At 45.8% G+C, this 14,384-nt stretch carries 16 protein-coding genes, 1 tRNA gene, 2 pseudogenes and 1 other annotated feature; of the genes and pseudogenes, 9 read left to right on the top strand and 10 right to left on the bottom strand.

Features of this window, described 5'->3' with window-relative positions:
• The first annotated feature begins 245 nt into the window (after positions 1–245).
• Together rplS and QT990_RS24905 are read left to right on the top strand one after the other, a co-directional pair.
• Positions 246–629, top strand: a complete 384-nt coding sequence (gene rplS, locus QT990_RS24910; protein WP_333054363.1) for a 50S ribosomal protein L19 — start codon at positions 246–248, stop codon at positions 627–629.
• 133 nt (positions 630–762) lie between these two features.
• Positions 763–835: transfer RNA gene (locus QT990_RS24905), tRNA-Trp, on the top strand.
• A gap of 58 nt (positions 836–893) precedes the next feature.
• Here QT990_RS24905 and QT990_RS24900 read toward each other — a convergent pair.
• Positions 894–1,088: a hypothetical protein gene (locus QT990_RS24900; RefSeq protein ID WP_333141948.1), complete on the bottom strand. Its 195-nt coding sequence runs from the start codon at positions 1,086–1,088 to the stop codon at positions 894–896.
• A 78-nt stretch (positions 1,089–1,166) separates the two neighbouring features.
• Between QT990_RS24900 and secE the strand changes: the two genes are divergently transcribed.
• The 6 genes and pseudogenes from secE to rplL all read left to right on the top strand — a co-directional run bounded on the left by secE (position 1,167) and on the right by rplL (position 4,979).
• A complete protein-coding gene (gene secE, locus QT990_RS24895) occupies positions 1,167–1,400 on the top strand; it encodes a preprotein translocase subunit SecE (RefSeq protein WP_333141947.1) in 234 nt (77 codons plus the stop codon).
• Positions 1,397–2,035, top strand: coding sequence for a transcription termination/antitermination protein NusG (nusG, locus tag QT990_RS24890; protein WP_242721257.1), 639 nt, complete (start codon positions 1,397–1,399; stop codon positions 2,033–2,035). Before secE ends, nusG begins: the two co-directional genes overlap by 4 nt.
• Before the next feature lie 3 nt (positions 2,036–2,038).
• Positions 2,039–2,464 (top strand): 50S ribosomal protein L11, encoded by a 426-nt coding sequence (gene rplK / locus QT990_RS24885; protein WP_333031062.1) that lies wholly within the window; start codon positions 2,039–2,041, stop codon positions 2,462–2,464.
• Between the two features lie 265 nt (positions 2,465–2,729).
• A complete protein-coding gene (gene rplA / locus QT990_RS24880) occupies positions 2,730–3,443 on the top strand; it encodes a 50S ribosomal protein L1 (protein ID WP_190663916.1) in 714 nt (237 codons plus the stop codon).
• A 108-nt stretch (positions 3,444–3,551) separates the two neighbouring features.
• Positions 3,552–3,724: a sequence feature (ribosomal protein L10 leader region), on the top strand.
• A 29-nt stretch (positions 3,725–3,753) separates the two neighbouring features.
• A pseudogene (gene rplJ, locus QT990_RS24875) lies at positions 3,754–4,284 on the top strand (50S ribosomal protein L10); the annotation flags it as partial.
• Positions 4,285–4,589: 305 nt separating this feature from the next.
• Positions 4,590–4,979: a 50S ribosomal protein L7/L12 gene (rplL, locus tag QT990_RS24870; RefSeq protein ID WP_333141946.1), complete on the top strand. Its 390-nt coding sequence runs from the start codon at positions 4,590–4,592 to the stop codon at positions 4,977–4,979.
• 352 nt (positions 4,980–5,331) lie between these two features.
• On the opposite strand, the gene crtD is transcribed toward rplL, so the two are convergent.
• The 9 genes and pseudogenes from crtD to QT990_RS24830 form a co-directional block, all read right to left on the bottom strand.
• Positions 5,332–6,948: a C-3',4' desaturase CrtD gene (crtD, locus tag QT990_RS24865; RefSeq protein WP_333465886.1), complete on the bottom strand. Its 1,617-nt coding sequence runs from the start codon at positions 6,946–6,948 to the stop codon at positions 5,332–5,334.
• 180 nt (positions 6,949–7,128) lie between these two features.
• The gene (locus QT990_RS24860) at positions 7,129–8,778 is read right to left on the bottom strand and encodes a ribbon-helix-helix protein, CopG family (protein WP_333465879.1); all 1,650 of its coding nucleotides are present in this window, start codon (positions 8,776–8,778) and stop codon (positions 7,129–7,131) included.
• Positions 8,779–8,838: 60 nt separating this feature from the next.
• Positions 8,839–8,943 (bottom strand): hypothetical protein, encoded by a 105-nt coding sequence (locus QT990_RS35880; RefSeq protein WP_445252024.1) that lies wholly within the window; start codon positions 8,941–8,943, stop codon positions 8,839–8,841.
• A gap of 70 nt (positions 8,944–9,013) precedes the next feature.
• Positions 9,014–9,253 (bottom strand): annotated as a pseudogene (locus QT990_RS35875) (phycoerythrobilin:ferredoxin oxidoreductase); the annotation flags it as partial.
• A gap of 20 nt (positions 9,254–9,273) precedes the next feature.
• Positions 9,274–9,693: a hypothetical protein gene (locus tag QT990_RS24850; RefSeq protein ID WP_333141944.1), complete on the bottom strand. Its 420-nt coding sequence runs from the start codon at positions 9,691–9,693 to the stop codon at positions 9,274–9,276.
• Between the two features lie 6 nt (positions 9,694–9,699).
• Positions 9,700–10,152, bottom strand: a complete 453-nt coding sequence (locus QT990_RS24845; protein ID WP_333141943.1) for a hypothetical protein — start codon at positions 10,150–10,152, stop codon at positions 9,700–9,702.
• Between the two features lie 3 nt (positions 10,153–10,155).
• Positions 10,156–11,469: a DNA methyltransferase gene (locus QT990_RS24840; RefSeq protein WP_333305667.1), complete on the bottom strand. Its 1,314-nt coding sequence runs from the start codon at positions 11,467–11,469 to the stop codon at positions 10,156–10,158.
• 48 nt (positions 11,470–11,517) lie between these two features.
• Positions 11,518–12,168, bottom strand: coding sequence for a HEAT repeat domain-containing protein (locus tag QT990_RS24835; RefSeq protein ID WP_333148329.1), 651 nt, complete (start codon positions 12,166–12,168; stop codon positions 11,518–11,520).
• A gap of 295 nt (positions 12,169–12,463) precedes the next feature.
• A complete protein-coding gene (locus QT990_RS24830) occupies positions 12,464–13,366 on the bottom strand; it encodes a phosphodiester glycosidase family protein (protein ID WP_333148331.1) in 903 nt (300 codons plus the stop codon).
• Between the two features lie 71 nt (positions 13,367–13,437).
• On the opposite strand from QT990_RS24830, the gene QT990_RS24825 reads away from it, so the two are divergent.
• Positions 13,438–14,223, top strand: coding sequence for a pentapeptide repeat-containing protein (locus QT990_RS24825; RefSeq protein WP_333148333.1), 786 nt, complete (start codon positions 13,438–13,440; stop codon positions 14,221–14,223).
• The last annotated feature ends 161 nt before the right edge of the window (positions 14,224–14,384 follow it).

Here is a 14,384-nt window from a genome sequence, read left to right as displayed (position 1 = left end):
TGCTCTGTCATTTGCAATTAAACAGTCTTAAGGTCACTGAGACAGTGTTGCAAGTCTAAAAAGCTCACTAAACATTGGCGAAGCTAACATTACTGGAATGGCAAGGCGCTCCCGGCAATACAGGGATTAGACAAGTACCATTCCTCTACTTGTCTAGCCCCGAAAGGGGTAGGCGGTTTAAACCGCTCGTGTCGTTTCCCTCTCAGGGCTCAAGCCACTGAGTGTCCCACTTACCGAGTTTTTTTATGAAAGGCGCAGAAATAATCCGTTCGATCGAAACGGCAGAAATAGATAGAGTCAAGCAAGAACTCAATAAACAAGTTCCCGAAATTTACGTGGGCGACACAGTGCGAGTCGGCGTAAGAATTAAAGAGGGTAACAAAGAACGGGTTCAGCCCTACGAAGGGACTGTGATTGCCATGCGTAACGGCGGGATTAATGAAACAATCACCGTCCGCCGCGTGTTTCAGGGCGTCGGCGTGGAACGGGTGTTTTTGATTCACTCGCCCCGAATCGCCACGATCCAAGTGATGCGCCGCGGGAAAGTCCGCAGAGCAAAACTTTACTACCTGCGCGATCGGGTGGGCAAAGCTACTCGCGTCAAACAGCGGTTCGATCGCTCCCTGTAGGAATGCACCCAGCTTCCCCTTGGTTCATGGTTCATGGGAAATTGAGAAATTTAAAAAAAAAGTTTCCCATTTAGAGCGCACTGTGTTAAAATAGAAATCTAGAGGTTAAGCGAATTTCAGCAACCTCACCTGTGCGCTCTTAGTTCAGTTGGTAGAACGCAGGTCTCCAAAACCTGATGTCGGGGGTTCAAGTCCTCCAGGGCGCGCTGAATCACCAAACTTTAAATTCTGCCCGAAAGCGCCCGGATTATTGGCTGGCAACAGTCAAAACCGCAAACTTTCGGGTAGAATTAATTTTTGTGGGCGGTTCGCAAAAAATGCCATCAACAAATCCTCGGTGTCGCTTCTCGATCGTCGGTTTCGGCGATCGGCATTTACGCCGTTGATTGGTTGGGCTTGTAAAAAAGTCGTGGCTTTAGATTTGAGATTTGGGACTTTGGCGTAAGTGGTTAGTGTCACAAAATCTGAGAGCCGCGGGCCACTCACACCATCTAAAATCTAAAATCTAAAATCTAAAATCGCAAGGGGGATTGAATCGTGGCGAAAAAAGACGAAGCTCAAGAAACTCAAGAAATGACGGCGCCTGGGTTTAATCCTACGGGTTTTTTAAAGGAAACTAGAGAAGAACTCGACAAAGTGGTTTGGCCCAGCAGGCAGCAGCTAATCAGCGAGTCTTTGGCCGTGCTTTTGATGGTAATCCTCTCAGCAAGCCTGATCTATTTGGTGGATAACTTCTTTAACTGGGGCGCGGGAAAGGTGTTTGGGCCATGACTTTTGCATCAGAAGAATCTGAGTATTCCACAGAAGCGACGGGACAGGCAGCATCGCCAGATGTGCCGGAAATTGATGCTCGCTGGTATGCTGTTCAAGTTGCCTCTGGCTGCGAGAAGCGGGTGAAGGCAAACTTGGATCAGCGGATTCAAACTTTGGATGTTGCCGATCGCATCGTTCAAGTAGAAATTCCGCAAACTCCGGCAATCAAAGTCGGCAAAGACGGTTCCAGGCGGCAGTCAGATGAAAAAATCTTTCCCGGCTACGTACTCATCCGTATGTTTATGGACGAGGATACGTGGCAGGTGATCAAGAATACCCCGAATGTAATTAATTTTGTCGGGGCAGAGCAGAAACGCCGCTACGGGCGCGGCAGGGGTCACGTCAAACCGCTACCTCTGAGTCATTCGGAAGTAGAACGGATCTTCAGAAACGCTCAGGAATCAGAACCAGTTGTCAAAGTATCGATGTCTACTGGAGACCACGTTGTGGTACTTTCCGGGCCATTTAAGGATTTTGAAGGTGATGTGATTGAAGTTAGCCCGGAACGAAACAAGCTCAAAGTTTTACTCTCGATTTTTGGGCGCGATACGCCTGTAGAATTGGAGTTCAATCAGGTTCAGAAACAGAACTAACTAATGGCAAAGAAAGTTGTTGCAGTAATTAAGTTGGCGATTACGGCGGGAAAAGCCAACCCAGCTCCTCCGATCGGCCCAGCTCTGGGTCAGCACGGCGTCAATATTATGATGTTTTGCAAGGAGTACAATGCTAGAACCGCAGACCAAGCGGGTCTGGTGGTTCCGGTAGAAATTTCGGTTTTTGAAGACCGCAGTTTTACATTTATTCTCAAAACCCCGCCGGCTTCAGTTTTGATTCAAAAAGCTGCTGGCATTGCTAAGGGTTCGGGAGAACCTAATCGCAAGCAAGTAGGCTCGATTACACAGGCTCAACTGCGAGAAATCGCTGAAACCAAAATGCCTGACCTCAATGCTAATGATGTTGAGGCTGCTATGAAAATTGTGGCAGGAACGGCTAAAAATATGGGCGTGGCGATCGCGGATTAAAGGAAGAAGGAAGAAGGAAGAAGGAAGAAGGAAGAAGGAAGAGTTTTCCTAGTCCAAGTTCCAAATTGCTAATCCAAAATTCCTGATTTTGAAGGTAAAATCTTCAATCCAAAATCCAAAATCCAAAATCCAAAATCGATCGGTTCAGGGGGAGAAGCAAAGCTTCGCTAGTAACCGAAAACTGGTAGATTTTAAGATTGTCCGATAGGTTCAATCTAAAATCTAAAATCTAAAATCTAAAATCGACTGACCCCAGGAGATAACAATGGCAAAGAAAGTATCGCGAAGACTGCAAGAACTTCAAAAGAAAGTTGAAGACAGACCTTATCTACCGCTGGAAGCTCTGCAACTTTTGAAAGAAACAGCAACCGCTAAGTTTGGCGAAGCTGCTGAAGCTCACATCCGTTTGGGAATTGACCCGAAATATACTGACCAACAGTTGCGGACAACTGTATCGCTACCAAAAGGAACTGGTCAAGTAGTCAGAATTGCGGTGATTGCTAAGGGCGAAAAAGTTAAAGAAGCCCTAAATGCCGGCGCGGATATTGCTGGTTCTGAAGAGTTGATCGATGAAATTCAGAAGGGCATGATGGACTTCGATTGCCTGATTGCTACCCCAGACGTGATGCCGTTGGTGGCAAAATTGGGTCGGTTGTTGGGCCCGCGCGGTTTGATGCCTTCTCCGAAAGGTGGCACGGTGACGACTGACATTGCTCAGGCGATCAACGAGTTTAAAGGTGGTAAACTAGAATTCCGTGCCGATCGAACTGGCATCGTTCATGTTATGTTTGGCAAGGCAGCTTTCTCAGCGGAAGATTTGCTCGTCAACCTTCATGCTTTGCAAGAAACTGTTGACCGCAACCGTCCTTCTGGTGCTAAAGGTCGCTACTGGCGCAGTTTGTACGTATCCGCAACAATGGGCCCGTCGATCGAAGTCGATATCAGTGCTCTGCGCGATACCAAACTTGATGCTGCGTAGAAAGAATTAAGCAGAAGGCAGAAGGTAAAAGACAGCTTCGGCTGTCTGTGTAAATCTCTCACAAGATTTGCGTCATAGCCTTGCTATGTCTGCCTTCTAGTGATAGCCTAATCAAAAATCAATAAGCTGAAGACCGCAGGTGCCGATCGCTTAATTTCCTGCCGAGGCTGAAGAAATAAAAACTCAAGACTCAAAGATTAGAAATTTTCTATTTTTAATTCTGACTTGTTAATTTTTAATTCTCTGCCCCGGCTCGAAGGTCGGGGTTTTTGACGGGCAGTTTTCGATCCTAAAAGGAGGTGAAATAAGTATGGGCAAAACTTTAGCGGTAAAAAATGAGATTATTGCAGACCTCAAGCAAACCTTGAGCGAATCTCAATTGGCGATCGTGATTGACTACACGGGCTTAACTGTTGCTGAAATCACAGATTTGCGTCGGCGTTTGCGTCCGAAAGGCAGCAGTTGCCAAGTGGCAAAAAACACGCTAATGCGAATTGCTGTTGAAGGCAACGAAACCTGGCAGCCGATACAAGAATTGCTGACCGGTACGTCGGCATTCGTGTTCGTGCAAGAAGATATTGGCGGCGCGATTAAAGCTTACCAAGAATTCCAAAAAGTCTCTAAGAAGACAGAACTTCGCGGCGGCGTAATGGAAGGACGGGTACTGAAAGAAGCTGATGTTAAAGCATTAGCTGATCTGCCGTCGAAAGAACAACTCATGGCTCAAATTGCTGGCGCTATCAACGGTGTCGCAACCAAGTTGGCTGTGGGTATCAATCAAGTTCCTACTTCGATCGCTCGCGGTCTTAAAGCTTATGCTGAAAAAGACGGCGATTTAGCAGAAGTAGAAGCAGAAGCACCAGCACAACCTGAAGCAGAAGCAGCAGCACAACCTGAAGCAGAAGCAGCAGCACAACCTGAAGCAGAAGCACCAGCGCAACCTGAAGCAGAAGCAGCAGCACAACCTGAAGCAGAAGCACCAGCAGAAGCAGACAGCACATCTGCGTAAGTCATTAGTAATTAGTCACGAGTCAAGAGTCGTTAGTTTTGAGAAACAAACTGATCACTGGAGACGAGAAACTAATAATTAATGAGCAATCGAAAGTCTCAAATTCCAAATCTACAATCGAACTAGGAGTTCAAAAAATGTCTACAGCAACTGACGAAATCTTGGATAAACTTAAGTCTCTGACTTTGCTCGAAGCTTCTGAATTGGTCAAGCAAATTGAAGAAGCTTTCGGCGTTAGCGCTGCTGCTCCTGTCGGCGGCATGATGATGATGGGCGGCCCTGCTACTGCCGCTGCTGAACCCGAAGAAGTACAAACTGAGTTCAGCGTGATTCTTGAAGAAGTTCCTGCTGACAAGAAAATCGCAATTCTGAAGGAAGTCCGCGCGATTACCGGTCTGGGCCTGAAGGAAGCGAAAGACTTGGTAGAAGCCGCACCGAAAGCAGTTAAGGAAGCTATTGCTAAGGAAGCTGCTGAAGAAATGAAGAAACAGCTTGAAGCTGTGGGCGCAAAGATTGCTATCAAGTAGTCAGAGAATGTAGTTGATATCAATTCCGGTGACACCGGAATGATGGTTGACTGTTGACTGTTGACTGTTGACTGTTGACTGTTAACTGTTAACTGTTAACTGTTAACTGTTAACTGTTAACTATTAACTATTCCTTAAAATTAATCGCGCGATAGTTACATCTCTCGCGCGATTAATTATTTTTGGCGTAGGGAAACGGCCTTGCTGTGTCCTCTTAGGATCGCGAATTAAATAATTTACACAAGGAAAGTGGGGAGTAGGGATTGGGCACTCTTAGCCCGCCCTTTCTGGACGGGCGGGACGCCCATCCCACAAGAACTATCAAAATTCTAAGTTATTTAATTCTCATTCCTTAGATTTTAGAGGCAGCTTCCATTTGCCGCACTACTGTTAAAGCAGAATAGGAAACACCGGCAGTTCCTTCTCCGGGATGGGTGGAGTCGCCTACTAACCACAAGTTTTTAATTGGTGTGCGATTGGCAAATCCGAAGGGCCCGAAAGTTGGTATTCGCTGGCCGATGCCGCCGACAACGCCTCTATCTCTCGCTGTGTAGCGGGCAAAGGTGCGGGGTGTGGCGGCTTCTTGGTGTACGATCGACTCTGGTGTCAAATTGAAATATTTGCTCAAACGGGCGATCGCCCCTGCGGTATATTTTTGCTTTAATCCTTCATAATCAACCGAATTCCACCACATTCGAGTATCAGTAAATGACGAAGCGATAATTGTCGCCATTCCCTCCGGTGCTCGCCCATCACCCGGATGACTGACAGAAACAAATAATGAATTATTCTCCCCAATCTCACCGTCGTAATCGTAAAGAAACTGAAGGTGCGGCGGACAATTGGCCGGAATTGCGCTTTCATGGACTCCCAAATATATCACAAAAGCACCGGATGCGGGCGGCAATTTATCGACTCGATATTTGTAGCCTGCCATTTGATTTGGGAGTTGATTTGTTGTTTCTGAATTCTCTGATTTAACCGATAAATTATCTATTAAATTGCCGAGACTTGGCTCGCTTGACAACAATTTTACTAGATTTTGCGCGGTCACGTTGGCAACAATGCGATCGGCTGTTTCTGTCCAAACTTCGCCTGTTTTTTGATTGCGAATCACTGTACCGGTGGCTTGGCCGTTGGCGGTGATAATGCTTTCAACTGTGTGTCGCAACAGGACTTTGCCGCCGTCTCGTTCGATCGCCTCTACAAGTCGATCGCTCAATACCTGCATACTTCCTTGTAGATGATACAATCCCTGCGGCTCTTGCGAAACTCCTAAAGCCGTCGCCGCGTAAAGTAGCGCCGTTTCTTCGGTATCAACTTGAGAATACAATTTTAACTGCAAATCCAGAAAAGTTTTCAAGCGCAAATTGTCGCCTAACCCACAAAGCCGCAAAGCATCTCCCACTGTCATAAAAGTGAAAGGCAAAGTAATTAAAGTATCGGGGCGAACTGCTTGAATTAATTGCCAGAAATCCCAGAAGTTTCTGGGCGGTAAAACTGGATCGCGCCCTTGAAATTTCCAGCTAGCTTGGAACAATGCAGACAATAATTGCCAAAAAGGTTCGCTTCCCGGAAACTGCCGCTGCCTTTCTTCCAGCCACTTTTGCGGATCTCGCCACACGCTAATCGGTGCGGTTTCTCCAGGCAAAAACACCGCACAAGCGGGATCGCAGGGTGTGGCTGCGGGAAGTTCTATGTCTAATTCTGAGAAAATTCGGTGGTGAATGCCTCCGGGTTCCAATCCTGCAACCTGCGTGGCGCCGACATCGAAGGTAAAGCCTTTGCGTTTGAAGGTGGAAGCGCATCCTCCGGGGACGATCGCCTGGTCTAAGACTAGCACTTTGTATCCTCTGCGGGCTAACAGGGCTGCTGCAGTGAGTCCGCCGATTCCGCCTCCAATTACCGTGACGCGGCCCTTAGTGTCTGTGGGACTGGATTTGCCAAAAGGGGTGCGATCGCCTGTCATAAATTTATTTATTGTAATATTTCTTAATAGTATGCTCATATTTTGCAATAAAAAGCTCTTGTAGCGACAGGTTGAAATCTATCGCTACAAGAGGAATGAGGCCGAGTTTAGAGGACGTTTTAGGGGTAAAGTGCTCCTGCTGCACCCGGAGCGTTAGACAGTGCCGTGTTGATTAGAGAATCACTGACGGCGCCACTTGTTGAGATAAGCTTCGCCAATCCCAGCCACAGCCTGCATTTGACCTAGCTGTTCCCGTAAAGCTTTGATGGTTCTTAGCTGTTCTTGAGACTGTTGCTGCAAAGCGTCGTAATTTCGCTGTATCGCGGCACTCTGGCTCAATTGATTTTCTAGAGATTGCAACTTGCTTCGTTGAACTTGGAATTCGCCGATCGCACTTGACTTTTCTGCTAACTCGTGCTGCAAAGATTCGTAACTCGACTTCGACACGGTTTGCTGCAATTGGCTTTCGAGATTTTGCTTTTCGGTGGCGAATTGCTGCTGCAAAGATTCCAGAGCACTGGATTTTTCGGCGAGTTGCTGGTGCAAAGATTCCAGAGCACTGGATTTTTCTGCTAGCTGCTGCTGAAACTCGTGTTCTTTTTCGGCGACTTGCTGCTGCAAAGAAGCGATCGAACTCGATTTTTCTGCTAGCTGTTGCTGAAATTCGTGTTCCCGGTGGTCTTTTTCGGCGATTTGCTGCTGCAAAGATTCCAGAGCACTGGATTTTTCTGCTAGCTGTTGCTGAAACTCGTGTTCTTTTTCGGCGACTTGCTGCTGCAAAGATGCGATCGAACTCGATTTTTCTGCTAGCTGCTGCTGAAATTCGTGTTCCCGGTGGTCTTTTTCGGCGATTTGCTGCTGCAAAGATTCCAGAGCACTCGATTTTTCTGCTAGCTGTTGCTGAAACTCGTGTTCCCGGTGGTCTTTTTCGGCGAATTGCTGCTGCAAAGAAGCGATCGAACTTTCGCGTTCACTCAACTGCTGCTGTAAACTTTCGTAACTTGACTTCGCTACAGTTTCGGCTAAGTGGCTTTCGAGATTTTGCTTTTCAGTAGCGAGTTGCTGCTGTAAAGATGCGATCGAACTTTCGCGTTCACTCAACTGTTGCTGTAAACTTTCGTAACTTGACTTCGCTACTGTTTCGGCTAATTGGCTTTCGAGATTTTGCTTTTCGGTAGCGAATTGCTGGTGCAAAGATGCGATCGAACTTTCGCGTTCACTCAACTGCTGCTGTAAAGTTTCGTAACTTGACTTCGCTACAGTTTGCTGCAATTGGCTTTCTAGATTTTGCTTTTCGGTAGCTAATTGCTGCTGCAAAGAAGCGATCGAACTTTCGCGTTCACTCAACTGCTGCTGTAAACTTTCGTAACTTGACTTCGCTACAGTTTCGGCTAATTGGCTTTCGAGATTTTGCTTTTCGGTAGCGAGTTGCTGCTGTAAAGATGCGATCGAACTTTCGCGTTCAGCCAACTGCTTCTGTAAAGTTTCGTAACTTTCTTGCAGCGGATTTGGCTGTACGTTCACCGAGTCCAATTGAGTTTCTGCCGTTCTAGCGTCATTAATTTCGCTTTCTTCGGCTGTTTCCCCTTCCAAGTCAGCGGCTTCTACCTCAGTTTCTTCACCTTTTTTCCAAGTGACAGTAACTTCCGTCTTGTCCTTAGAAATATCCAGAGCGCCTTGTGCCAAGCGTTCTAGGAGTTCCGACCTTGATATTCCGAGCTTGCGAGCGATCGTGTTCAATCGATCGGCACTAGAAGAAGTCAGCGAAAGTCCGATTTTGACTTTGCTGTCTGAATTGGAACTAACTACATTGCGATTTTTTTTGACCATTGGCATTTTCCTCATGCCAACCTACACTTATTAGTATAGTGGCTGAAGCTTGTATTAAAATTAATTCTTGTTACTTACCAATTGTGCCAGCTTGCGTTCCCAATTGAACAAAAAGCCGTGAATGTATTCTTCGATCCATTCCTCCCCGTAGCACCGCGTGAACATTTCCTGACCAGGGGTTTTTTCGGCAAGATACCGCAGATAGCACAGTTGAGCTTGTTAAGATACTATCTAACTTTGCGCCCGATCTCACAGGTTCGGCGCGATCGACCAAATCCAAATAAGCCGCCACATAGTCTTTGAACCCTGCAAAAACCGGAATTGCCAAAATTTTCCTTTCCTTGGGACGATCCCACAGAAACGCCAACGAGAAAAACTGCTTAGCTTCCTCTGGAAAGTCGCCACTCCAGGGAAGGTGCGGTTGATGAGCTTGAAAAATTTGTTCGATCGACCCAGTATGTTCCGTCCGCTCCAACGCCCGTCAGGATACTGAGTTCAGCTTTTCAGCTTCCTCAAGAAGTCTGCCACCAAAATCTTGTTCTGAAAAGTTGCTCGAATTGTGTCGCTGTTGCTGTAATTAATAATAACTTCAAACCTCTCAAACTCACCGCTTGGGCGATCGATATCAACTGTGTTTAGCTCTGTTAGTGCATCATCAATATTCTCAAACTCGTATTTTGTACCGAAAAGTGGCATGATAATTATTTGGGAAATGAAACGATCGAGGCAGTTTCTGAGCGTATCCATAAACCTATCGACTTCTTGTTTTGAAACACGCATCAAAGCCAGCCGCAGCTTATTTTTTTCTGAAATCTTGAGACCCGCCAACCTCTTTGAAGCTGCGGTATAGCTTTCGTCCGCAGTTGTTTCGTCAAATGCAACATCAAAATCAATTTCCTTAAATGCTGCTACCACATCTCTCTAAGGAATATAGATAATTGCAAATCCATTATTTCTCAGTTGATCTAAAGCTGCTTTCGTGAAATCTCCAACTAACACCGCACCATAAAATGGCGCTGACAAATGATGAAGCTCAATGATAGGTAGTATAGCGCCTTGGATTTCTTGAGCTTTGTTTTTTGAGTGTTTCGTATATCTACGCCATGCAGACTCGATAAATGCAACAGGTCTACCGAGCTGGTCATCTGTACCGTCGATCTCAATTACAAAATCTAAATCATGTTTGTTCCCGTATTTGTCTTCCCAAGTAACTTTTTTACCGCTTCTAGCTGGACGAGAACGCTGCCAATCGAGGTAGTAGTTTTTGGTTTGTGCAAACTGTTGTAGCCGAGGTTTGAGAATATCGTCGAGTACAATATCTTCAAAAAGTTTGCCTAGAGCCTGCCCAAACTTATGTGATGGAGATTGCGCCATAAATTAACTGTCTATCCAAAGTCTTCCTTCATGGAGCGGAATATTGTGTTTTCGGTTTTTCCACTTGACGTTACGCTCCCTAATCTGCTCAAAATGCCAGGAATTAAACCCTGCCCCAACAGCCAGTTGACCAAGCCACTGCTCGACCGGAACATACACTCCGTAGGGAGCAGAATCTCCGATTACAAAGCAAATTTTGCAATTAGAGCCTGCAACTCGCCGCAGGGCCTGAAATACAAATCCCATGTCGATAAAATAAGCAGCAATCATTGTGTGATATGCCTTATTGCCACTCTTAGTTACTCGAATCTCCTTTAGTTCTTGACAAATCGGTATCAGCTCGTCTCGAATCGGATAAATTATAGATTCACCTATCAGAGTATCTAAGCATACTCGATCCTTTGAAACGTGCTGTGAACTTGAACGAATTAGATATTTACGAACAGTATCATGTAAATCTCCCCAAGAATTTACCTCGCCCCAGAATGTCATTTCCAGACGTGTAGCATCTGCATAATCGTAGTTATTTGCATAGGGGGGAGAAGTTATTATTAAATCTATAGATCTAGCGGGAATACTTTTTAATTTTCTCGCATCTTCTTGAATGAAAGTGGCTCTACTTTCTCTAGAAATAAATTGCATTTGATACATATCTTCTTGCATCATAGCAACCTGCTTTTCTAGGATCTCGAATGGTTCACAAGTCTTAGCTTTGCGTTTGTTAGGGAGAATATATTGCCACTGTGCTGTACCTACATGACTTGATGGTCGTAGAATGGCACAAATGGCTAGAAAAATGAGAGACTGCAATTCTTCAGATAGAGACGGGGCTATTTCAAGATAAGCTTGTCTAATTTTGAAGAGGTCTATTAACCTCTCATCTGTGTAGCATTTGCTTAGTAATACTGGAATTTTTTCTGGAAGCTTTGGCGGTAGACTTGCAGCAAAAGCCTTAATTTCGGTAACTGCTGCCAAAAATTCAGGAATGTTTACCATCCAGGCGAGTTTACCTTTTGCAAGCTTACAAACAAAAGGATGCGCTTCGATACCGCAAGAATTTATACCAAGCTTATCGGCAGTGACGCAAACAGTACCAGATCCTGCAAATGGATCGAGGATAGTTTGAGGTTCTAACTCTGCTATGACTTGTTCGACCCAAGCTGCTGAGAATCCCGCCGAATAGCGAAACCACCTATGGATAGGTAATTTCATATTGTCTGTAAACGTACCTGTCCTTTCCTTGATGACTCTGGATTGAGGATTTGCGTGCAATTGAGGGATGGAATTAAAAAGCTGAAGCCGATCGGGGTTCTTCATTGAGCTTCATGAGTCCCATACTCTGATAGAGAACTACAGTATCTTACCCTAAAGGTGTAAAGTCCCACCTGCAACCCGATGATCTCGATCTTTTGCCAAATAGCTCACAGCCGCGCGAGCTTGAGGATTGTCAAATTTGCTCAGCGCGCGAGCAACTCGCAGCCGAATTCCCCAGTAATCTGAACTTACTAGAGGTAATAATTGCTGCAATGCCTGTTCTTGCTTCGGGGTATTTGCCAGCAGGCCCAATCCGTCAATTGCTACTTCCTGAACTGGTAAATCTTCGCCGCCAAGACCGATCGCACAAATTTCAAATACTGCATCAGGACACTGCATTTCGTACAGCGGAGCCATAATGCTGCGGCGGACGAGCCAATTGTCATCGCGGCGAAAAGCTTCCACTAAATGAGAAATTGCCTCGGTTCCGAACCTTGACAAAGAGTTAGCGGCTTCGGCGCGCACGTTCGGATCGCGATCGAACTGCATCATTTTTAACAGCGCCGCAAAAGCTTCCGCAGTTTGAATCTGCCGCAATCCCATCGCCACGAACGATCGCACCATAAACTCGCGATCGTCCACTTGGCTCAGCAACATCGGTAGCGCCACCGCAGAATCGCACTTTCTCAGAGCCGTTACCCCCCGCAGCCTCTCTTGAGAATCCGAACTTTGCAGCGCTGCTTGGATTTCGCTAATTTTCATAAGCCAATTATAAATTTTTGTTACGTTTCTTTACAATTTTAGCAATTATTCCCGGATTTTGGGCAGATTAAAAAAAAATTCACTGCTGAATAAAAATTTTTGTGCGTATTTAAGCGCACTTTTGTATTAGTAATGAAGGCAATCAGTACCATATTTATTTGAGTAGGCGGAGGCATTTTTGGTTTTTTTTCAAATAGGTTTTAACAGCAGATTTGTTACAAGCAGCGGCTGGGCGCGGTGCAGAATAGAATCATTTTTAACCCTAATTTTTGAGATTAAAGCGCAATTTAAAAGCCTAATTTTCCCGCGCATAAAATCCCAGGTGATTGGCAATTGGACGTTCCTGCATGGGGATTTTATTCTGAATCGGAGCATTCAACAGTTTCGCTCCTGACGGCGATGCTACTGCAAAAGTTACCGACCCGCCGCCATCTAAATTTAGCACTGTCTCAACTCCCAACTGCATCGAAATATCAGTTATTTCGCTCAATTTCAGCCCTTCACTGTAAAGCCTCTGCTTGCCGTCTGCCACAATTAACCACAACTTGTCGCCTGTTTTGTCGATCGCCGCGACGGCACGGGGATAGGGTTTATCCTGTGTGCGTTCTTTCTGGCTTTGTGCTACGGGTTGGCCATTTTTTACCAGCAAAGTATCTCCGGCAACTGCATAGGCTGTTCCCGCAGGGCAAGTGCCGTTTTCGATTATTTTAGCGCGGTTTTTGGCATCAAAACAAAGGGCGGGAAAGTCTGGATCTGGTTGAGAATAAGCTTGGCTTTTGGCAATGGCGTGTCCGACATTATTTACTCGATCGCCACTGCGGGGATAGTAATCCCAAGGTGCTTTCTCGATGCAGGGATAAAAAAAATTGCCGTTGACTGCTAATTGCAATTTAAATTCTTTCAGGAATTCAGTAGCGGTGCGGGCATTGGTTTCTGTTAAATCGGGTGTTGGGTTTCCGGGAGTGACAAAAATTCCTATTCCCGGCGCTTTTAGGTCGATGCTAACAATGTGAATTAGGGTGGGACGCGGATTAGTCCGAAATTCCCTGCGGTAGGCTATTCCTTGAAAGAGCGATCGGGCTTCGTTTGTTTGTTGGGGACGCAAAAAGTAGGGAATGTTGTAGAGTAGTATTGGTGCGAGCAATATTCCGAGACCGAGAATATGCCAAATTTGTTTGATCGTGGGTCGATAAGTCATACCATTTTAGATTTTAGATAGGGGACGGGAAGACTGACATATTTATATATTTTCAAGCATCCTGTACTAATATGAAGTATTCGGATTCCAATAATTTTAGCAATCAAATTTTACGAAATCGATCGTTCCAAGGACAAGTTCTTAACGGTGCTGATTTCAGCGGTGCGGATGTTCGAGGCTGCAATTTTAGAAATGCTCAGTTAGCGGGTGCGAATTTTGTCGGTGCGAAAATCGGCCTTTCTCGGCGACAGATAGCTGTTTTGAGTGGTGGGGCGATCGCGATTTGTTTGGTTGTGGGCGATGTTCTGACTCGACTGATTTTGGGAACTCAAGGACAATTACCGGGCTCTGGCAGTTGGCCTTTTGTTCTGTTGCTGTACGGGGTTTTGAGCGCTGCTGGCTTCGCTTCGGCGATCGCCAGCAAACAGCCAAAAACCTCAAAAGCGGGTAGATTGGCACGAACAATTTCTGCTATTCTATCAGGAGCTTTGTTGGGATTTTTCTATGCTGGTACTGCAACTAATAATAATTCCCAGGCTGCTCTTGCTGGAATGTCGATCGGCGGGGTGTTAATGTTTTTTGTGAATTCCCGGATTCGTAGCCAATTTGCACAGGTGGCGATCGCATCGGCTGGAAGTGTGGCGACTTACGCAGCAGCTTTTTTGTTCAGTGCAACGGCGAGCGCTTTTCTGAGCACTCACAAACTGTTTTGGGGTATGTGTTTCGGTTTTCTGTCGCTGCTGTATCTTTGGTTTGCGTTTGTGTCTCTCTCGGCTATGGTGCGAGAGATTGGAAATGCTGAGGGTACTTCCTTCAGGGGGGCAAATCTCGCTGATGCTAAGTTCGATATACATTAGCTCAATCTAAAATCTAAAATTTAAAATCTAAAATTACCCGACTGATATTCAAACAGCAATTGATATCAATTCCGGTTGCACCGGATGGGAGCATCTCACCTTTGCAGCCCTCCGCTAGAAATTGGAGTTTTGAGGCAGGAGGCAGGAGGCAGGAGGCAGAA

Source organism: Microcoleus sp. T3_B1 (assembly GCF_036700445.1).
GTDB lineage: Bacteria > Cyanobacteriota > Cyanobacteriia > Cyanobacteriales > Microcoleaceae > Microcoleus.
Note: the sequence above shows the minus strand (reverse complement) of the source record. Positions and strands in the feature narration are given on the sequence as shown.